This is a genomic window from Achromobacter sp. K91 (assembly GCF_003576205.1).
Taxonomy (GTDB): domain Bacteria; phylum Pseudomonadota; class Gammaproteobacteria; order Burkholderiales; family Burkholderiaceae_B; genus Achromobacter; species Achromobacter aegrifaciens.
In genome coordinates, this window is the sequence record NZ_QWFB01000025.1 from 29,333 (window position 1) to 49,270 (window position 19,938).

17 protein-coding genes and 1 riboswitch are annotated in these 19,938 nt (G+C 67.8%); of the genes, 8 read left to right on the plus strand and 9 right to left on the minus strand.

The features are described from left to right. Window positions 1–45: 45 nt before the first annotated feature. From mgtA to DXK93_RS06850, 3 genes are all read right to left on the minus strand, one after another. On the minus strand, window positions 46–2,844 hold the full coding sequence (mgtA, locus tag DXK93_RS06840) for a magnesium-translocating P-type ATPase (protein WP_119449694.1): 2,799 nt from the start codon (window positions 2,842–2,844) through the stop codon (window positions 46–48). 421 nt (window positions 2,845–3,265) lie between these two features. Then, the gene (locus tag DXK93_RS06845) at window positions 3,266–3,619 is read right to left on the minus strand and encodes a hypothetical protein (protein ID WP_054449923.1); all 354 of its coding nucleotides are present in this window, start codon (window positions 3,617–3,619) and stop codon (window positions 3,266–3,268) included. Between the two features lie 441 nt (window positions 3,620–4,060). Continuing rightward, the gene (locus DXK93_RS06850; RefSeq protein ID WP_119449695.1) at window positions 4,061–5,065 is read right to left on the minus strand and encodes a sodium:calcium antiporter; all 1,005 of its coding nucleotides are present in this window, start codon (window positions 5,063–5,065) and stop codon (window positions 4,061–4,063) included. 7 nt (window positions 5,066–5,072) lie between these two features. Next, window positions 5,073–5,305: riboswitch (yybP-ykoY riboswitch) on the minus strand. A gap of 129 nt (window positions 5,306–5,434) precedes the next feature. On the opposite strand from DXK93_RS06850, the gene DXK93_RS06855 reads away from it, so the two are divergent. Then, window positions 5,435–6,778, plus strand: coding sequence for an aminopeptidase P N-terminal domain-containing protein (locus tag DXK93_RS06855; protein WP_119449696.1), 1,344 nt, complete (start codon window positions 5,435–5,437; stop codon window positions 6,776–6,778). Window positions 6,779–6,801: 23 nt separating this feature from the next. On the opposite strand, the gene DXK93_RS06860 is transcribed toward DXK93_RS06855, so the two are convergent. Continuing rightward, window positions 6,802–7,266, minus strand: coding sequence for a hypothetical protein (locus DXK93_RS06860; protein ID WP_054457327.1), 465 nt, complete (start codon window positions 7,264–7,266; stop codon window positions 6,802–6,804). Window positions 7,267–7,345: 79 nt separating this feature from the next. Here DXK93_RS06860 and DXK93_RS06865 point away from each other — a divergent pair, with 79 nt between their 5' ends. The 6 genes from DXK93_RS06865 (at window position 7,346) to ruvA (ending at window position 12,868) form a co-directional block, all read left to right on the plus strand. Then, window positions 7,346–8,515 (plus strand): UbiH/UbiF/VisC/COQ6 family ubiquinone biosynthesis hydroxylase, encoded by a 1,170-nt coding sequence (locus tag DXK93_RS06865; protein WP_054457329.1) that lies wholly within the window; start codon window positions 7,346–7,348, stop codon window positions 8,513–8,515. A 114-nt stretch (window positions 8,516–8,629) separates the two neighbouring features. After that, window positions 8,630–9,655, plus strand: coding sequence for a tRNA dihydrouridine synthase DusB (gene dusB / locus DXK93_RS06870; protein ID WP_054457331.1), 1,026 nt, complete (start codon window positions 8,630–8,632; stop codon window positions 9,653–9,655). Between the two features lie 36 nt (window positions 9,656–9,691). After that, on the plus strand, window positions 9,692–9,931 hold the full coding sequence (locus tag DXK93_RS06875) for a helix-turn-helix domain-containing protein (RefSeq protein ID WP_006217670.1): 240 nt from the start codon (window positions 9,692–9,694) through the stop codon (window positions 9,929–9,931). Window positions 9,932–10,032: 101 nt separating this feature from the next. Next, window positions 10,033–11,622: a bifunctional phosphoribosylaminoimidazolecarboxamide formyltransferase/IMP cyclohydrolase gene (gene purH / locus DXK93_RS06880; protein WP_054457334.1), complete on the plus strand. Its 1,590-nt coding sequence runs from the start codon at window positions 10,033–10,035 to the stop codon at window positions 11,620–11,622. Continuing rightward, the gene (gene ruvC, locus DXK93_RS06885) at window positions 11,622–12,170 is read left to right on the plus strand and encodes a crossover junction endodeoxyribonuclease RuvC (protein WP_054457336.1); all 549 of its coding nucleotides are present in this window, start codon (window positions 11,622–11,624) and stop codon (window positions 12,168–12,170) included. Before purH ends, ruvC begins: the two co-directional genes overlap by 1 nt. A 125-nt stretch (window positions 12,171–12,295) precedes the next feature. Then, the gene (gene ruvA, locus DXK93_RS06890) at window positions 12,296–12,868 is read left to right on the plus strand and encodes a Holliday junction branch migration protein RuvA (protein ID WP_013391723.1); all 573 of its coding nucleotides are present in this window, start codon (window positions 12,296–12,298) and stop codon (window positions 12,866–12,868) included. A 7-nt stretch (window positions 12,869–12,875) separates the two neighbouring features. Here ruvA and DXK93_RS06895 read toward each other — a convergent pair whose 3' ends face one another. The 5 genes from DXK93_RS06895 to DXK93_RS06915 form a co-directional block, all read right to left on the minus strand. Then, window positions 12,876–13,784 carry a complex I NDUFA9 subunit family protein gene (locus DXK93_RS06895; protein ID WP_119449697.1) on the minus strand — a complete coding sequence of 303 codons (909 nt, stop codon included), beginning with the start codon at window positions 13,782–13,784 and terminating at the stop codon, window positions 12,876–12,878. A gap of 102 nt (window positions 13,785–13,886) precedes the next feature. Beyond that, on the minus strand, window positions 13,887–14,852 hold the full coding sequence (locus DXK93_RS06900; protein WP_054457340.1) for a threo-3-hydroxy-L-aspartate ammonia-lyase: 966 nt from the start codon (window positions 14,850–14,852) through the stop codon (window positions 13,887–13,889). 109 nt (window positions 14,853–14,961) lie between these two features. Beyond that, window positions 14,962–16,035 (minus strand): Holliday junction branch migration DNA helicase RuvB, encoded by a 1,074-nt coding sequence (ruvB, locus tag DXK93_RS06905; RefSeq protein WP_054457342.1) that lies wholly within the window; start codon window positions 16,033–16,035, stop codon window positions 14,962–14,964. Window positions 16,036–16,122: 87 nt separating this feature from the next. Further along, on the minus strand, window positions 16,123–17,685 hold the full coding sequence (locus DXK93_RS06910) for an ATP-binding protein (protein WP_054457343.1): 1,563 nt from the start codon (window positions 17,683–17,685) through the stop codon (window positions 16,123–16,125). Further along, window positions 17,685–18,386, minus strand: coding sequence for a response regulator (locus DXK93_RS06915; protein ID WP_054457345.1), 702 nt, complete (start codon window positions 18,384–18,386; stop codon window positions 17,685–17,687). The genes DXK93_RS06910 and DXK93_RS06915 overlap by 1 nt, the downstream gene beginning before the upstream one ends. Window positions 18,387–18,639: 253 nt before the next feature. On the opposite strand from DXK93_RS06915, the gene DXK93_RS06920 reads away from it, so the two are divergent. Then, on the plus strand, window positions 18,640–19,908 hold the full coding sequence (locus DXK93_RS06920; RefSeq protein WP_370126358.1) for a fimbrial protein: 1,269 nt from the start codon (window positions 18,640–18,642) through the stop codon (window positions 19,906–19,908). The last annotated feature ends 30 nt before the right edge of the window (window positions 19,909–19,938 follow it).

The window sequence follows — 19,938 nt, forward strand, 5'->3', positions numbered from 1 at the left end:
TCCTGATCGCGCGGCGGGCTTGCGCCCGCCGCGGGCCTCATCTACTTATTGCCAGCCGTAGCGGCGGACCCAGATTCCCTTCAGGAACTGCGTCAGCGTGCAATAGGCCAACAGGATGCCGACCAGCCAGGGGAAGTAGCTCAACGGCAGCGGCTGCAGCTGGAGGTACTCGGCCAAGGGCGAAAACGGCAGCAGCAACCCCATCGTCACCACCAGCAGGGTCATGCCCATCAGCGGCCACGCGGCGCGGCTTTGCAGGAACGGGATCTTGCGTGTGCGGATCATATGGACGATGAGCGTCTGCGACAACAATCCTTCGACGAACCAGCCCGACTGGAATAGCGTCTGGTGTTCCGGCGTATTGGCCTGGAAAACGTACCACATGAGCGCATAGGTGGCGATGTCGAACAGGGAGCTGATCGGACCGAAAAACACCATGAAGCGACCCAGGCCGTCAGGGTCCCACTGCTGGGGCTTCTTCAACAATTCTTCGTCGACATTGTCGAACGGGATTGCGGTCTGGGAAATGTCGTACATCAAGTTCTGCACCAGCAGGTGGATGGGCAGCATCGGCAGAAACGGCAGAAAGGCGCTGGCGACCAGGACCGAGAAGACATTGCCGAAGTTCGAGCTGGCCGTCATCTTCAGGTACTTGAGCATGTTGCAGAAGGTCTTGCGACCTTCGATGACGCCGTCCTCCAGCACCATCAGGCTCTTTTCCAGCAGGATGATGTCCGCGGCCTCTTTGGAAATATCGACCGCCGAATCCACCGAGATGCCCACGTCGGCCGCCCGCAGGGCTGGCGCGTCGTTGATGCCGTCGCCCATGAAGCCCACGGTGTTTCCCTGGGCCCTGAGGCTGCGCACGATGCGCTCCTTGTGGGCCGGCGTGAGCCGCGCGAACACATTGGCCTCGCGCACGGCGGCGGCCAGTTGCGCCTCGTCCATTGCCTCGATATCGGCGCCCAGATAGACCTTGCGCACCTCGAAATCGACCTCGCGGCAGACCTTCTGCGTCACCAGCTCCACGTCGCCGGTCAGCACCTTCACTTCGATGCCGGAATCCTTGAGCGCCTTGAGCGCGGGGGCGGTGGATTCCTTGGGAGGATCCAGGAAGGCCATGTATCCGACCAGCACCAGATCGGACTCGTCGGCCACGCCGTAGGTTTGCTGGGTGGGCGGCATTTCCTTGACGCCCACCGCGATGACACGCAGGCCGTCGCGATTCAGGTCCGCCGTCACCCGGCGGATGTCGGCCCGGCGGGCATCGGTCAGCAGATGCTCTTCGTGGCCCACGCGCAGGCGGGTGCAGACCGCCAGCATCTCCTCCAGCGCGCCCTTGCAGATCAATTCGTGATGCTCGCGGCCATTCTCGGTTTCGTTGACCACGACCGACATGCGGCGCCGGGAAAAATCGAAGGGGATCTCGTCGACCTTGCGGTACTTCGCCGCCAGATCCAGCTTGCGCTCGACTTCGGCGTGCTGCAGCACCGCCACATCCAGCAGGTTCTTCAAACCGGTCTGGTAGTAGCTGTTGAGATAGGCGTAGGCCAGCACGTCGTCGCTGCTGGCGCCGTAGACGTCGGTGTGGCGCTCCAGCACGATGCGGTCCTGGGTCAGGGTGCCGGTCTTGTCCGTGCACAGCACGTTCATCGCGCCCAGGTTCTGGATCGCGTCCAGCCGCTTGACCACGACCTTGCGGCGCGACATGCGCACGGCGCCCTTGGCCAGGGTGGCCGTGACGATCATGGGCAGCATTTCGGGCGTCAGGCCCACGGCGATGGCCAGCGCGAACAGCAGCGCCTCCATCCAATCGCCCTTGGTAAAGCCGTTGATCAGCATGACGATGGGCGCCATGACCAGCATGAAACGGATCAGCACCCAGCTCACGCGGTTGATGCCCTGCTGGAACTGGGTCGGCGCGCGGCTGGTCTGCGTGACGCGCCCGGCCAATTGGCCGAAGTAGCTGCGCGAGCCCGTGGCGACCACCAGGGCGCTGCCCGAGCCGCTGACCACGTTGGTACCCATGAACGCCATGTTCTCAAGTTCCAGCGCGTTGGCGGTCTCGCTGCGCTGCGTGGCGTACTTTTCGACAGGCAGCGATTCGCCCGTCAGCGCGGCCTGCGCGATGAACAGGTCCTTGGCATTCAGGATGCGGCAGTCGGCGGGAATCATGTCGCCCGCGGACAGCAGCACCACGTCGCCCGGCACCAGCTCCGCCAGCGGCACCTCGATCTGGCGCGAGCCGCTGACATGCAGCGCCACGCCGAAATAGCGGCGGGCATCGCCCTCGGCCTGGGTCGCCGGGTCGCTGCGCAGCACGGTGGCGGTGTTCTGCACCATGGCCTTGAGCGCCTCGGCGGCGCGGCTGGAGCGCTGTTCCTGCGCAAACCGCAGCACGGTGGAGATGAGCACCATGGCGCCGATGATGAATACCGCCGTCCAGGACTGGTCGTCCGGCACGGCCATGCGCACGTCGGTGAGCCAGGACAGCGCCGCCAGCGCGGTCAGAAGCAGGTTGAACGGATTCCGATAGGACAGCCACAGATGCGTGTACCAGGAGAGCGGCTTTTCGTGGTCGACCTCGTTGGCGCCGTAGCGTTCGCGCGCGGTCTGGGCCTGGGCCTCGGACAGCCCGCCGCGGCTGCTGCCGAACAGGGCGAACAGGGCGCCGAAGCCCATGCGCGACAGGTCCAGCATCTGGCGGTTGGCATGGCGCGCGGTGTCGGAAGACGCCGCGGCGGTCGCGACGCCGCGTTCCGGCATGGGCGAACGGCGGAAGTGTCTGGCGCTATGGCGCAGGCCCGCCGCCGACGTAAAGAAGGACTTGAGAAACTTGAACATCGGAGTGCTCCGGTTGTACGTGTAGTTGTTGGAGACACGGACGACCCTGCCCTCTGCTGGCTGCGCGCGGGCAGCAGCGGTCCGCGGCTTTCGCGCAGAAAGCCGTCAAACCGCCGCGTACAGGCGTGCGCAGGCGCCGGGGCAATGTTGCCGGTATCCGGATCGCATGAAATGCGCCGGGTGCGGAAAACGGATGGGAGCTAGCGGAGGAATCGGTGCCGGCGGCAGAGGCGCACGCGACGTGGGCCAGGCCGGTGATTCTTGGCTGCGGACTCCGTACGGGCCAGGATGACTATCCTGCCTGTCGGCTCGCAGCGAGGAGACAGGTCAGACAGGCATGCCGGCGCCGCGCACTGGGCGCAATCGAGGCTCGGGGTCTAAGGCACTGGGCATGATTTCTCCTGTGGAAGAAAGGGCGGCTTCAGGCCAGCGCGGCCTGCGCGGCCGGCGTCGTGGTCTGGGTGCCGAAATGCACGTGGCGCACGGCGGGATTGGCGCTCAGGCGGCGCGCCTGCGACATCAGTTCGCCCCGCAGCTCCGGGGGGCAATTGACGGTGATGCAGGCGGATGCCATGCCAGGATCCCGGCCCTGGTCGATCTGCACTTGCGAGACGTCCAGGCCGGCGGCGCTGAAGTCCAGGCAGATCTGCTTGCGCAAGGCGCCCAGCTCGTCGCGCGGACAGATGACCGTCAGGCGCGAAGTGCCGCGGCGGCGGCCCAGGGCGGTGGCGCGGTCCACGCCGGCGCGGCGTAGGAACAAGTCGAAGAAACGCATAACGACCTCCATTGCAAGAATGGGGAGCGTGATCGCGAATACGCGCGCATGCGCGCTGCGCTTGGCGGACAGGCACGAGAAAAACGTGCGCGAACGCTGACGCTGCGGCTGAAGCGGCGGTTCTGGCGGTTTATGTTGGGGAGTTTCCCGGCAAGCCGCTGGCTTGCGCGATTGCCCTGGCTTGCGCCTGGAGCTTGGGATACAACCGCAACCTGTTCAACAGGCTGCGGCAGACGGAGTTCTGCGTGGACCTGTTAAACAGCGACGTCGATGCAAGATCGACAACTTTCGCCGGAATCGGTATTCACGAAGACTGCTCCTGGGATGGATAACGGGCAAGATTTTACGCGGGTTTCCACTTATGGACAAGGCTTTTGGCGCTAAATCGAGCCTGAATGCGGAAAAAAACGCGGGGCCCCAAGCCCCGCGCACCAAACGCCGTCAGACGTAGAAATGCCAGCCCAGATAGGCTGCGAACACGGCATACAGGCCCCCCACGGCCGACAACGCCGGCACGCTCATGGCCGAGCGGCGGAAACGGAGCCACAGCAGGCCGATCGACAGCATCGTGAACAGGCCTGCCGCGAGCAGGGGACCGTCCAGCAGCCAGGGCGTCATGAAGATACCCAGCGCGCTTGGGATGGTCGCCTGGATCATCATGGCGCCCGAAATATTGGCCAGCGCCAGCCGTTCCTTGCCCTGGCGCACCCAGATCAGCGCGTTCATGATTTCCGGCAGCTCGGTCGCCACCGGCGCCAGCAACAGCGCGGCCACATGAGGCGATGCGCCCATCGCCACGCCCAGCAACTCGATCTGGTTCACGAACACATGCGATGCCCCGGCGATCACGACCAGGGCCAGCACCGTCTGCGTGACTGCCCAGAACATGCTCGGATCCTCGTCGCGCGGGCGCAGCTTCAGCGGTTCGAGGTCCTCGCTGTCCAGGCTCTCCTCGTCGTTGCTGAGCTCGCGCTTGACGTAAAGGCCGTAGGTGGCCAGGAACAGGATGCCCAACCAGGGCTTCCAGGCAAAGGCCAGCAGGCCCAGGCCCACCTTGAAGATGAAGATGCCCATGAACCAGGCCTGGTCGCGGGCCAGCCGGCGCTGGTCCGCGTTGATACAGTCCGCCTGCGTGGCCCGCCCGCGGCGCGAGCGCCACAGAGCCAGGCCAACCACCGCATACGCCAGCGTCGCCAGCACCAGCGGGCCGCCCATGGCGGCGCCGACGCCTATGTCTTTTTGCTCGGGGGTCTCGCCAAACACGACAGCCATGAAGGTCACGGCACTTTCCGGCAAGGCCGTACCGAACGCGGCCAGCACGGTGCCGGTGGCGGTGGCGCCAAGCTGGAAGCGATGGCCGACCCATTCGACGCCGTTCACGAAGAACTCGCAGGCGAAGTAGATCACTGCCGCTGACAGGAAAAACAGGAACAGGGTGAGAAACATATGGGCGAGCCGGACGAGCAGAAACCAATTGGCGCGACGTCGCGGCTCGCCCGGCTGGGGTGAACGCAACGCGGCCAAAGGTCTCGCCTGGCTGATCCATGCGGCGGGTGCCGCCGTGCATGGATACCGCTACTAGCGCCATGGAGTTCTAGCGGCTGCTGCGCAGCGCTGAACCACCAAGTCTGTTGACGCTAGCTCCTTTGTGGGGACAAAGGATGGCTACTCCCCAATGACAGAGCGGCGATTGTAGCAGCTTGGCCTGCGCGGTCCAGCGAATTCAGTGCGCCCCTTGCGGGCTGTCGCAAGCAGGGGATGGCAGGTAAAGTAAACGGCATCCTCACCCTGCCGGGGTTCGCGCCCCAGTCCGCCATGAGCCTGCCTCCCGACGACATCGCCCCTTACGCCGCGCGGCGCCAACGCCTGATGGCGCAGATGCGCGCGGAGGGCGGCGGCATCGCCATACTGGCGACCGCCCCGGAAGCCACGCGCAACCGCGACGCGGAATATCCATACCGGCACGACAGCGACTTCTTCTACCTGACCGGCTTCACCGAACCCGGCGCCTGGCTGGTACTGACCGCCGGTGCGACCGACCGCGCCGTGCTCTTCTGCCGCCCCCGCCACATCGAACATGAAATATGGGAGGGCAAGCGCTTCGGCCCCGAGGCGGCTGCCGCGCATTTCGGCTTCGACGACGCCCATCCGCTCGATGCGCTGGACGAACTGATGCCTGCGCTGCTGCAGGACCATGCCACCTTGTACGCTCCACTGGCGGGCGACAAGCGCAGCGACGGGCGCCTGCACCGCTGGCTGGCCGCGGCGCGCGAGGCCGGCCGCGGCGGCCATGCGCCGCCTTCGCGCCAACAGGACATCCGGCCGCTGCTGGCCGAGATGCGGCTGATCAAGGACGCCACGGAAATCGCGGCCATGCGGCGCGCGGCCAAGATCTCCGCCGGCGCCCACGTGCGCGCCATGCGCGTCGCCCGCGCCGGCATGCGGGAGTACGAGATCGAGGCCGAACTGCTGTACGAGTTCCGCCGCCACGGCGCGCAATCGGTGGCCTACAACAGCATCGTGGCCGCCGGCGCCAATGCCTGCGTGCTGCACTACCCGGCCGGCGAAGCCGTGTTGCGCGACGGCGACCTGGTGCTGATCGACGCAGGCTGCGAGGTCGACAGCTACGCCAGCGACATCACCCGGACGTTCCCGGTGAACGGCCGCTACAGCGGTCCGCAGCGCGCGCTGTACGACCTGACGGTGGCCGCGCAGGATGCCGCCGCCCAGGCCACGGCGCCCGGCCGCAGCTTCAACGACGGCCATCAGGCCGCCCTGCGCGTGCTGGCGCAGGGCATGCTGGACCTGAAACTCTTGAAAGGCTCGCTGGACGGGGTGCTGGAATCCGGCGACTACAGCCGCTTCTACATGCACCGCACCGGCCACTGGCTGGGCCTGGACGTGCACGACGTGGGCGACTACCGCCAGCCCGGCCCGGCCCACGGCGCCGAACGCCCCTGGCGCAAGCTGGAACCGGGAATGATGCTGACGATCGAGCCCGGCATCTACGTGCGGCCCGCTGACGACGTGCCCGAGGCCTACTGGAACATCGGCATCCGCACCGAAGACGACGCGCTGGTCACGGACGAAGGCTGTGAACTCATCACCCGCGGCGTGCCGGTGCAGGCCGGCGAGATCGAAGCGCTGATGCGCGAGTAGGCTGGCGGCGCGCCAGAGCCGCGCTAAAAGACGTAGCCGTCGAGCCAGCCCATGGCGATCCAGGTGTAGACCACCACCATGGCGATGGCGAACATGGACACGATGGCGCCGACCAGGCAGGCCAGGATCGCAACCAGCACCGGCCCCCAGCCGGTCTGGGTCGGCCGGCCCAATCCGTCGTTGTAGAGGCGGTCGAATTTCTCGTCCGGCATCAACGAGAACACCGCGCTCTCGATAAACCCGTCGACCATGGGTATGAACACCAGGAAGAAGGCGGGGTTGTCGTACCAGACAGGGTAGAAGCTGACGGCACAGAACAGGCTGATCAGCGTGTACGCGGTCACCAGCCATGCGTGGCGGCGCCCCAGATACCACCAATGCGCCCCCACCGCCCCGAACAGGCAGGCCAGCAGCCCGACCGCGACCTTGCCGCGCGGGCGGCGGGCGGAAGCTGCGGACAACGGGGATGAGGCCTGTAGCTGCGTCATGTCGATCGACCGGAAAGAGGACCACGGCGCCAAGACGCGCCGGCTGCTGCGGATTGTAGTGGACGGTTAAAATCCGGGCATGACTTCATCCGCCTTCGACATAGCGATTCTAGGCGCGGGCCCGGTGGGCCGCGTGCTGGCCCTGATGCTGGCGCGCGTGGCGCCCGACCCCGCGCGCATCGCGCTGCTTGCCGCCAGCGCGCCCGCCCCGGTCGCGCCGTCGGCGGCGGCGCCCGCCACAGATCCCCGCGTGCTGGCCATGAACCACGGCAGCCGGGTGCTGCTGGAGTCGCTGCATGCCTGGCCCGAACGCTCGGCCGACATCCGCAACATCCATGTGTCGCAACGCGGCCGGCTGGGCCGGACCCTGATCCAGAACACCGATTTCGGCGTGCCGCAGCTGGGCAGCGTGGTCGCCTATTCCGGCCTGCATGCCAAGCTGGACGAATGCGTGGCCGCCTGCGGCGTCACCGTGCTGCCGGGCCCGCCCGCCCGGATCGGCATGCAGGACGCGGACGGCGTGCGCATCGAACAAGGCGACACGACGCTGCTGTGCCGGGTGGCGGTGCAATCCGACGGCGCGGGCGCGGTCGACGTGCGCCGCGACTACGACCAGCATGCGGTGCTGACCACGGCGCACGCCACCCTGCCCCGCCGCGGCTGGGCCTGGGAGCGCTTCACCGCCGAGGGCCCGCTGGCGCTGCTGCCGCATCCGCAGACCCCGGACGCCTATTCGGTGGTCTGGTGCAGCGCGCCCGAGCGCGCCGCCGAACTGGCGGCGCTGGATAATGCCGCGTTTTCGCGGGCGCTGTCCGTCGCCTTCGGCGACCGCCTGGGACGGCTTTCCAGCCAGGCGCCCCGGCATGTCTTTCCGCTGGCGCTCAGCGCCCGCCGCGCCCAGGTGCACGGCCGCGTGGCGGCCATCGGCAATGCCGCGCAAACCCTGCATCCGGTCGCAGGCCAGGGCCTGAACCTGGGCCTGCGCGACGCAGCCCGCCTGGCCCAGACGCTGGCCGGCTGGCTGGCTCACCCGGAGGTCAATCCCGGCTCCGCCCTGGCGGAATTCGCCGGAGCGCGCCACGTGGACCGCTTCATCACCGCCGGCCTGACCGATCTGATGCCCCGCATCTTCTCGACCGGCCTGGCGCCGGTGGAGCACGCCTGTGGTCTGGCCTTATTGGGGATGGATCTGGCCTCTCCGCTGCGCGCGCCGCTGGCGCAGCATCTGCTGCAAGGTTTCCGCGCCTGAACTCTTCCTATCCGCCCCCGATAATGGGGGCGGTTGTCTGCTTTCGCCTTCCTTTGTTACGAATTGTTCTCCAGGTGACAAAGAGGGCGCGAACGAGCCGGTTAAAATGTGAGCATGCGCATAGGTCAATGGACCCTTCCCAACAACGTGCTGGTCGCGCCCATGGCGGGCGTGACGGACCGTCCTTTCCGCCAGCTTTGCAAGAAGCTGGGGGCGGGCTATGCCGTCTCGGAAATGGCCGCGAGCAACCCCAAGCTGTGGGATAGCGTCAAAACCTCCCGCCGCCTGAACCATGACGGCGAGATCGCCCCCATTTCGGTGCAGATCGCCGGCGCCGACCCTGCCATGATGGCGGAGGCGGCGGTGTTCAACGCCAGCAAGGGCGCCCGGATCATCGACATCAACATGGGCTGCCCGGTCAAGAAGGTCTGCAACGTGGCCTCCGGGTCGGCGCTCTTGCGCCATGAAGACCAGATCGCCCGCATCCTGGACGCGGTGGTATCCGCCTGCGCGCCGCTGGACGTGCCGGTGACCCTGAAGACCCGCACGGGCTGGGACCGCGAAAGCCGCAATGCCCTGCGGGTGGCGAAAATGGCCGAAAACGCCGGCATCGCCGCCCTGACCCTGCATGGCCGCACCCGCGCCGACCTCTATACGGGCGAGGCGGAATATGACACTATCCGCGCCGTCAAGGCCGAGCTGAAAATCCCCGTTGTCGCCAACGGAGATATCACTACGCCCGAAAAAGCCCGGCACGTCCTGGATTACACTGGCGCCGACGCGGTCATGATCGGCCGGGCGGCCCAAGGCCGTCCCTGGATTTTCCGCGAAATCGACCACTACCTGCGCACGGGCGAAACACTGGCCCCTCCCTCCTATGGGGAAATGCGCGAGCTGCTGCTCGAACATCTCGACGACCATTACCGGTTTTACGGCGAGCACACCGGCGTACGCACGGCGCGCAAGCACATAGGCTGGTATCTGGACGGCCTGCCGGGGGCGGATTCGTTCTGCGCCCGCATGAATCTGATCGACAACACCCGCGACCAGTGGCGGGCCGTGTCGGACTGGTTCGACCTCATCTCGCGCGACGGCGGATCCCATCCGGCGCCGGTCGCAGAAGCCCTGCTGGCGGCATAACCGCCTCAACACCAACATAAAAATATCTGTACTCAAATGAGCAAGAAAGATGTCCTGGAAGAATGCGTGCGCGCCAGCCTGGAGCGCTATTTCGAAGACTTGGGCGAATCCGAACCCCACGATATGTGGGACATGGTGATGCGCTGCGTGGAGCGCCCGGTGCTTGAAGTGGCGTTGGAAAGGTCGGGCGGCAACCAGTCGCGGGCATCCGAAATGCTGGGCATCACCCGCAACACCCTGCGCAAGAAGTTGCTGGCGCACAATATCCAGGTATAGCTTTCGCGCGCGGGCGGCAGGCGCATCGCGCCGCCCGCTCCCCCAGATTTCCCATCCGACCTGAACGAGAAAGGCGCTCCCGCCCCACTCCGTCCCTCACCATGAAAATCGAAACCGCCCTGCTTTCGGTGTCCGACAAGACCGGCATCGTTGAATTTGCCCGCGCCCTGGCTGCGCGCGGCGTGCGCCTGCTGTCCACCGGCGGCACCGCCAAGCTGCTGGCCGACTCCGGCCTGACCGTCACCGAAGTGGCGGCCCACACGGGTTCGCCCGAAATTCTCGATGGCCGCGTCAAGACGCTGCACCCGAAAATCCACGGCGGCCTGCTGGCGCGCCGCGACAGCGCCGAGCACATGGACACCATCAAGGCGGCGGGCATCGACCGCATCGACATGCTGGTGGTCAACCTGTACCCGTTCCGCGAAACCGTTGCCAAGCCGGACTGCACCTTCGCCGACGCCGTCGAGAACATCGACATCGGCGGCCCGGCCATGCTGCGCGCGGCGGCCAAGAACCACGGCACCGAAGCCGGCGGCGTGACGGTGGTGATCGACCCCGTCGACTATTCGCGCGTGCTGGCCGAAATGGACAAGGGCGGCAACACCTCCTATGGCCTGCGCCTGGCGCTGGCCTCCAAGGTCTACGCCCACACCGCCGCCTACGACGGCGCCATCGCCGCCTACCTGACCAGCCTGGCCGAAGCCGAGCCCAAGCAGGAAGCCGTGCCGGCCCGCAACGAATGGCCCGGCACCCTGACCCTGCAGGTCAAGCAGGAACAGGCCCTGCGTTATGGCGAGAACCCGCACCAGACCGCCGCCTTCTACGTGGACGCGCAGCGTCCGGCTGGCCTGCTGGGCAACTACCGCCAGCTGCAGGGCAAGGAACTGTCCTACAACAACATTGCGGACGCGGACGCCGCCTGGGAATGCGCGCGCAGCTTCGAAGCGCCCGCCTGCGTCATCGTCAAGCACGCCAACCCCTGCGGCGTGGCCGTCGCGGCCGACACGCTGGGCGCCTACCAGCAAGCCTTCAAGACCGACCCGACCTCGGCCTTCGGCGGCATCATCGCCTTCAACCGCCCGGTCGACGCCGCCACGGCCGAAGCCGTGAGCGCGCAGTTCCTGGAAGTGCTGCTGGCTCCCGCCTATGACGGCGCCGCGCTGGCCATCCTGGCCGCCAAGAAGAACGTGCGCGTGCTGGAAGTGCCGATGGGCACGGGCCAGAACGCCTTCGACATCAAGCGCGTGGGCGGCGGCTGGCTGGTGCAGAGCCCGGACGCCTACAACGTGCCGCGCGACGCGCTCAAGGTGGTCAGCAAGCGCCAGCCCACCGAAGCCGAAATGAACGACCTGGCATTCGCCTGGAAGGTCGCCAAGTACGTCAAGTCCAACGCCATCGTGTTCGTGGGCGGCGGCATGACCCTGGGCGTGGGCGCCGGCCAGATGAGCCGCATCGACTCGGCCCGCATCGCCTCGATCAAGGCGGAAAACGCCGGTCTGACCCTGAAGGGCTCGGCCGTGGCGTCGGACGCCTTCTTCCCGTTCCGCGACGGCCTGGACGTGGTGGTGGCCGCGGGCGCAACCTGCGTGATCCAGCCGGGCGGCAGCGTGCGCGACGACGAAGTGATTGCCGCAGCCGACGAGCACGGCATCGCCATGGTGCTGACCGGCACCCGCCACTTCCGCCACTGATGCGCGTCCTCGGCATCGATCCCGGCCTGCGCCGCACCGGCTTCGGTGTGATCGATGCCGACGGCCCGCGGCTGCGCTATGTGGCCAGCGGGACCATCGTGGTCCCGCCGGCGCTGGCGCTGTCCGAACGCCTCAAGGTCATCCTGGACAATCTGCGCCAGGTGGCTCGCGACACGCAACCCGACGTGGCCGCGCTGGAAATCATCTTCCTGAACACCAACCCCGCTTCCACCCTGCTGCTGGGCCAGGCGCGCGGCGCCGCGCTGTGCGCGCTGGCCGACAGTTCGCTGCCCGTGCACGAGTACACCGCGCTGCAGATCAAGAAAGCCGTGGTCGGCACCGGCCGCGCCGCCAAGGAGCAGGTGCAGATGATGGTGCAGCACCTGCTGTCGCTGGACGGCGCGCCCGCACCCGACTCGGCCGACGCGCTGGCCTGTGCCATCTGCCATGCCCATGCCGGCCCGCTGCAGGACAAGCTCGAACGCCTGGGCGCTTCGCTGCGCATGAGCGGCAAGACCCGCATCCGCAACGGCCGCCTGATCGGCTGAACGCCTGGCACGCCGCGATTTGCCGCGAAGCGGGACCCGTTCCCGCCGCATGCGCGCCCGCGCGTATAGAATCCCCGCATCCGCCGCGCATTCAGCGGCCTCACCATTGCCAGGCCACCATCACCATGATCGGACGCATCACCGGAACCCTGATCGAGAAACTCCCGCCCACCATCTGTGTGGACGTGGGCGGTCTGGGCTATGACATCGACGTGCCCATGAGCACGCTGTACTCGCTGCCCGACACGGGCGCGCGCGTCACGCTCTACACGCACCTGACGGTGCGCGAAGACGCCCACATCCTGTACGGCTTCGCTTCGGCAGGCGAACGCAGCGCTTTCCGCGAACTGATCAAGGTCAGCGGCATCGGCGCGCGCACCGCGCTGTCGGTGCTGTCGGGGTTGTCGGTGGCTGACCTGGCGCAGGCCATTACGCTGCAGGAATCGGGCCGCCTGACGCGCGTGCCCGGCATCGGCAAGAAGACCGCCGAACGCCTGCTGCTGGAAATGCGGGGCAAACTGGGCGCGGACATCGGCGCCTCGCCGCATGCAGCGCCGGACAACCAGTCGGACATCCTGAACGCGCTGCTGGCGCTGGGCTATTCAGAAAAGGAATCGCTGTCGGCGCTGAAGACGCTGCCCGAAGGCGTGGGCGTGTCCGACGGCATCAAGCAGGCATTGAAAGCACTGGTGCGCTGAAACCGGCTTACAGGTAGCGCGGCGCCACGGCTTCCAGGCCCGTCGGCACCACGTGCAGTTCGGGCGCGATCGGCCCGCTGCAGATGTTGTCGCGGCGCAAGGAATCCAGATTGTCGCGCGACATCAAAGGCGTGCCCGGCATGCATTCGAACAGCCGGGCCTGCATGCGGCCCACGCCCATCGGCATGCTGACCACCGGCCGCGGATGGCCGCTCCAGGCGGCGCACAGGCGCGCGATCTCGCCCAAGGTGTAGACCTGGGGTCCGCCCAGTTCATAGGTCTTGCCGCAGGTGTGCGTATTGCCCAGGGCCGAGACGATGGCAGCGACCACGTCGCCCACGTAGACCGGCTGCATGCGCACATGCGCACCGGCCAGCGGCAGCACCGGCAGCCACCGCGCCAGCCCGGCGAACATATTGGTGAACTTGTCGTCCGGACCGAAGACCACCGAGGGCCGGAAGATGGTCCAGCCGCCGTCCTGATCGCCCTGGAATTCCTGCTTGATGGCGGCTTCGCCGTCGCCCTTGGAGCGCTGGTACATGCTGTCGCCGTTGGAATCGGCGCCCAGCGCGCTGATGTGGATGAGCCTGCGCACGTCCTGCCGGCGACAAGCTTGCGCGATGCGCTGCGGCAGCAGCACGTGGGCCCGCGCGAATTCCGAGCCATAAGGCCGGCCGGCGTTGCCGTGCAGAATGCCCACCAGGTTGATGACCGCGTCGCAGCCCTGCGCCAGGCCGTCCAGCGTGGCGTCGTCGTGCACGTCGGCTTCGAGCAAGGTCACGGTGGGAAGAATCTGCAGGTCGCGCCCGCGGCTGTGGAGCCGGGTGGGCACGACGATCTGATGCTGATCCGCGGATAGCCGCGCTACCAGATGACGGCCTATGAAACCGGTGCCGCCGATGACAAGGATACGCATGTCGCAGCCCCTGTTCGTCAGGATTCAGTCCCGATTCTGCCTTGCACACGCGACAACCGCAAGCGCGCGGCGGCGGCCCGCAAGGGGGCCGCCAGAAGGGGCTCAGCCCGCCAGCAGCTTGGCGTAGGCCGGAAGGTCGACGTTGCCGCCGCTGATGATGACGCCGACCCGCGCACCGCGCACCGGCACCACGTTCTGCATGACGGCGGCCGCGCCCAGGCAGCCGGTGGGCTCCACCACCATCTTCATGCGTTCGGCGAAGAACCGCATGGTGGTGACCAGCTGTTCGTCCGTCACCGTGACGATGTCGCGCACATGCTTCTGGATGAGCGGGAAGGTCAGGTTGCCCAGGTGCGTCGTGGCGGCGCCATCGGCCAGGGTCTTGGGCGCCGGGATGCGGACGATTTCGCCTTTGCGCAAGGACTGCTGGCCGTCGTTGCCAGCCTCGGGCTCGACGCCGTAGACCAGGCAGCGCGGGCTCAGCGCGTAGGCGGAAAGGGCCGATCCCGACAGCAGGCCGCCGCCGCCCAGGCAGACGAACAGGTAGTCCAGCTCGCCCACTTCCTCGAACAGTTCCTTGGCGGCGGTGCCCTGGCCGGCGATCACGTCTTCGTGATCGTAGGGAGGGATCAGGGTGGCGCCGGTTTCCGCATGGATGCGGCGGGCGATCGCCTCGCGGTCCTCGGTGTAGCGGTCATAGGTGACGATCTTGCCGCCATAGCCCTCGGTGGCGGCGCGCTTGGCGGCCGGGGCGTCCAACGGCATGATGATGGTGGCCTGCACCCCTTGCAGCTTGGAGGCCAGGGCGATGGCCTGCGCGTGGTTGCCCGACGAAAACGTGACCACGCCGGCGGCGCGCTGTTCCGGGGTCAGGCGGGCGATGGCGTTGTAGCCGCCGCGGAACTTGAAAGCGCCCATGCGCTGGAAGTTCTCGCACTTGAAGAAGACCGACGCGCCGCTGATCGCATCGGCGGTAGCCGAGGTCAGTACGGGCGTGCGGTGCGCGTTGCCGGCCAGGCGCTCGCTGGCGCGCACGACGTCGTCATAGGTGGGCAATTCGGGCTGCATGGGCTTGGGTCCTTTGATCGCGGAGAATAATCAAAACCTCCGGATGATAAACCCGCGGCCGGCTTCGGGCGCCCTCCGGCGCCCGGGCACGGTCCGGTTTGCCCGCAGCCTACTTCCCGAAAAGATCGCCGGAGCCCGCCGTGGCGCCGGCGGGCGGGGTCAGCCCCAGGTGGCGCCAGGTGGTCAGCGTGGCGGTGCGGCCGCGCGGCGTGCGCTGCAGGTAGCCATGCTGGATCAGATAGGGCTCGATCACGTCCTCGATGGTGTCGCGCTCTTCGCCGATGGCGGCGGCCAGGCTGTCCACGCCGACGGGACCGCCGTCGAACTTGTGGATGATGGCCTCGAGCAGCTTGCGGTCCATCAGGTCCAGGCCTTGCGGGTCCACCTCCAGCATGGCCAGCGCGCGGCCCGCGACGTCCGCATCGATGGTGCCGCCCGCCTTGACCTCGGCATAGTCGCGCACCCGGCGCAACAGCCGGTTGGCGATGCGGGGCGTGCCGCGGGCGCGGCGCGCGACTTCCGCCGCGCCGTCCGGCGTGATGCCGGCGTTCAAGAGGCCGGCGCTGCGCGTGACGATGTGGCCGAGATCGGCGGCGTTGTAGAACTCCAGCCGCGACACGATGCCGAAGCGGTCGCGCAGGGGGTTGGTCAGCATGCCGGCGCGGGTGGTGGCGCCGACCAGGGTGAAGGGCTGCAGGTCCAGCTTCACGCTGCGCGCGGCCGGGCCTTCGCCGATCAGGATGTCGATCTGGAAGTCCTCCAGCGCCGGATAGAGGATTTCCTCGACCACGGGCGACAGGCGGTGGATTTCGTCGATGAACAGGACGTCGTTCTTTTCCAGGTTGGTCAAGAGCGCCGCCAGGTCGCCCGGGCGTTCCAGCACCGGACCGGAGGTCTGGCGCAGCTGCACCCCCATTTCATGCGCAATGATGTGGGCCAGCGTGGTTTTGCCCAGGCCCGGGGGACCGAACAGCAGCACGTGATCCAGGGCCTCGCCGCGCTTCCTGGCTGCGGCGATGAAGATCTCCAGCTGTTCCCGGGCGCGCTGCTGGCCGACGTACTCGTCCAGCGCCTTGGGCCGCAGGGCGCGTTCGATCGACTCCTCGTTGGGCGAGACCGGCTGCGGCGCCACGATACGGGGGGCGTCGGGACGGGAGGAAAGCGAATCGGACTGGATGGCCATGGTGCGGAAACGACAAAATGCTGAGCAGGATGCATCGTACCGTAGCGCGCCCCGCCCAGGGGGAAGCGAGCGCCCTTGCGGGCGCCCCTAGGGCGTCTCGGACAGCGGCAGCTTGACCCGCACGCACAGCCCGCCGGACTCCGCCTCAAGCAGCTCCAGCGAGCCGCCATGGGCCCGCGCGATGGCCTCGGCCAGCGCCAGCCCCAGGCCCACGCTGCCGGTGCGCGTGCGCGCGTCGTCCAGGCGGCTGAACGGGCGCAGCGCTTCCTGGCGCCGTTCCGGCACGATGCCGGAGCCATGGTCGGCCACGTCCAGCACCGCGTGGCGTCCCTCATGCCTCAGGCTGACCTGGACCGGCGGCGCGCCGTGGTTCAGCGCATTGCCGATCAGGTTGTCCAGCAGGCGGCCCAGCGCCACGGCGTCCGCCTGCACCACCAGGGTCGCGACGTCGTCGCCGGCCCGCAGGCTGATATCGGTGCCGGCGCCCTGCCAGGCGCCCACGCGCTCGGTCAGCCAGTCGGACAGCAGCATCGAGGCGTAGCGGTAGGCGGCCGGGTCGGTGCCGCGCACGAAGCCGATGAACTGGTCGACCATGTGCTGCATGTCCTGCAGGTCCGCGCGCAGCCCCTCCTTCAGCTTGGAGTCGTCGGCCAGCTCGATGCGCAGCCACATCCGCGACAAGGGACCCTTCAAGTCATGCGGCAGGCCCGACAGCAGCGTGCGGCGCACCGAATCGGATTCGGACAGCGCATCCAGCATGGCGTTGAAGCGTTCTCCCAATACCCGCGTTTCGTGAGGGCCCGAGGGCTCGACCCGTTGCGGCTGCCCTGCCGCCAACCGGTCGGCCGCGTCGGCCAGCCGGGTGATGGGACGCGTGATGTGCCAGGAAAAACCCACTGCCAGCAACAGCAGCAGCCCCAGGCCGCCCAGCCAGGCGGCGATGAACGGCGTCGCAACCGGCGGATCCAGGCGGTCCAGCGGGATGACCAGCCATTCGCGCAGGCGCGGCGCGTCCTCGCTGGCGGGGTTGGGCGCCAGCGAAATGAAGATCTCCGGCGTGGGTCCACGCGACAGCGCCACGCGCGTGCCGTCGTTCAAACGTTCATTGAGCTGCTGCACCAGCACCCGCAGGTCGCGGCGGATGTCATCCGGTTCAGGCTGATAGCGGCGGCTGTGTTCTTCGCGGTCGCGATCGCGCGCGCGCTCGCCTTCCCTGGCGCTGGCGCGTTCATCGCCGTGCTCCTCGTCGCGCACTTCCGGGGGGGGCGGCGCCGGAGGGCCGTGTATCTGCATGTCCGCGGGCGGCGGAGGCGGCGGCTTCGGGGCGGCCTTCGGCGGCGGGCGGCGGCCATTGAAGCGCTGCAGCTTGGCCTCGGCGGGCAGCACCCGCGACCACAGGCGCCACTGGTTCTGCGAGGCGGCGCGCACGAAGTCGGCGCGTTCCTCCGCCGGCACCTGCGACACCGCGGCGCGCAAGGTGCGGATGGTGGTGACGATGTAGCCGATGGCCACGTCTTCCATGAACTTGTGCCGGAAGTACGACACCGTCACCAGCGTGGCCGCCTGCGTCAGCAGGACCGAGCCCAGGATCAGCAGGATGAGCCTTGCCCGCAGCGAACGCGGCACCAGGAAGCCAGGAGAAAAGCGCATCAGGGCGAAAACCGGTAGCCAATGCCCCAGACGGTCTGGATCCAGCGCGGCTGCTTGGGATCGTCTTCGATGACCCGGCGCAGGCGCAGGATGGCGATGTCGATGGCGCGGTCATTGCGTTCGCCCGCGTCGTCGTCGCGCGCCAGCGCCAGCAGCCGTTCGCGCGACAGCGGCTTGCCCGCGTTGCGCACCAGCGCCTCCAGCAGATTGATTTCGCCGCCGGTCAGCTTGACCACTGTGCCTTCGCGCGACAGCTGGCGGGTGGAGGGATCGAACACGAAGGGACCGAACGAGACCGGCGCGTCCTTGGTCAGCGCGGACGGACCGCGCTTGCGGCGCAGCACGGCTTCGATGCGGGCCAGCAGCTCGCGCGGATCGAACGGCTTGCCGACGTAGTCGTCGGCGCCGGCCTCCAGGCCGATGATGCGGTCCACCGCCTCGTCACGCGCGGTCAGCAGGATGACGGGGATGTCCTCGCCCTGCTCGCGCAGGCGGCGGCAGGCGTCTGCGCCGTCGCCGCCGGGCAGCATGCGGTCCAGCACCAGCAGGTCGGGCGCGTAGCGGGTGATGCGGGACGACAGGTCGGTGGCGTCCGGCGCCAGCAGGGTGTCGTAGCCGTGCCGGTTCAGGTAGTCGGCCAGCAATTGCCGTAGGGCCGGATCGTCGTCGACGACCAGCAGCTTGGTGTGGGGATTGTCCATGGATGCCATAGTGCGGCCCGCCGCTACAAGCCGCAAGAGGCGGGAAATCAACTGAAATATACCTGTTGCACGATGTTGAGCGCGTTTACCAGCGCTTTCCCGCCACGGCGCAGCGCCCGATGCGGACTGGCCCTAAAATGGAACCCGGCCCGCCTTCTGTCCGCTTTGCTAAAAAACGTTTACAGGCAAGGCAGCGCTCCCTTTCTACACTGTGCCTATGGTCGCCCCTGCATTCCTCTGGCGAAAACCCTTGTTGCGCGCCGCGCTGGTCGCGGCCTCTGCCTGCCCGATCGCCCCGGCCCTGGGCGATCCGCTTGCGGCGTCCCCCTATATGCCCGCTCCGCCCTCTGCGCGCGGCATCGGCATACTGTCCCCGGTTCAACCCATGCCCGTGCGCCCCGCAGCCTCGATGGCGTCGCGCGCGGTGCCGCTGGATCCGTCCCCTTGCGACATGCAGACCATGGAGCCGGCGCTGGACACCAGCGTACACAGCACGGGCGACACGGACCTGATCCCCGGCACCGGACTGGGACTGTCCGGCGATGCCCAGCCCGCGCCGGTTCCGCAGGATTGCACCGTGCTCGCGACGCCCGAAGACCCTGCGCCGGACTACTCGCTCACCCTCCAGGATGGCGACCTGCCCCGCATACCCGTGGTCATGATCTCTGGCGTGTCGCGCGCTTCCCGGCCCTGGTTCGCCTCCGCCAGCAGCCAGGATGGCCTGCGCTACGGCGGCAACCGCAACTGGGTCTACCGCAATACCTCGGGCCCCTCCGTCGCCGTCGGCAACATCGACGCCAGGGCGCCCGCCTGGGGCAGCGGCGCGCCGGTGGGCGGGCTGCAGATCTCGAACTGGGCCGGATCCGGCGCCACGGCCCCGGAAGGCAGCTTCGGCTATTCCTCGTCGCTGGGCCGCCTGAACCGCATGGACCCGGCCGCCAGTTCCGGGGCCGTGGACTACGGCGACCCGGTAGGCAGCGGCAGCGTGCGCTACGGCCTTACGCCGGCGCTGACCGTGGAGGGCCAGATGCAAAGCGCGCCGTCGCTGACGACGCGCGGCATGGGTACCACCTACGCCGCGGGCGACTATGGAACCTTCCGCGCCGGGGCCACGCAAAGCACCTTCGACGCGGCCAGCGCGTGGCGTTATCGCTTCGACTACAACGTGGCCGTGGCCGACGCTGTCAACCTGGGCTATTCCAACGAGCAGGTCGGCGCGGGCTACGGCGACCTGTCCAGCTACTCGGGTGGCGGGGTTTCGGCTGCGCACACCCGCAACACGCTTTCCGCCGGCGTCCCCATCACCGGCTGGGGCGTGCTCAGCGGCACCTATTCGGGGCTGCGGGAAGGCTCCGAGCTGGCCGAACAGCGCGTGGGCCTGTCGCACAGCATGTTCGTCGCGCCCAAGGTCAAGCTGGCCGTGGGCGCGGACCGCGACATCATTTCCGGCAACTACGAATGGCGCGCCAACCTCAGCATGCCCGTCGATACCTTCATGCGCGGCACCTGGCTGAGCTGGTAGGCAGACCGCGGTCAGGACAGAAATCTCCCT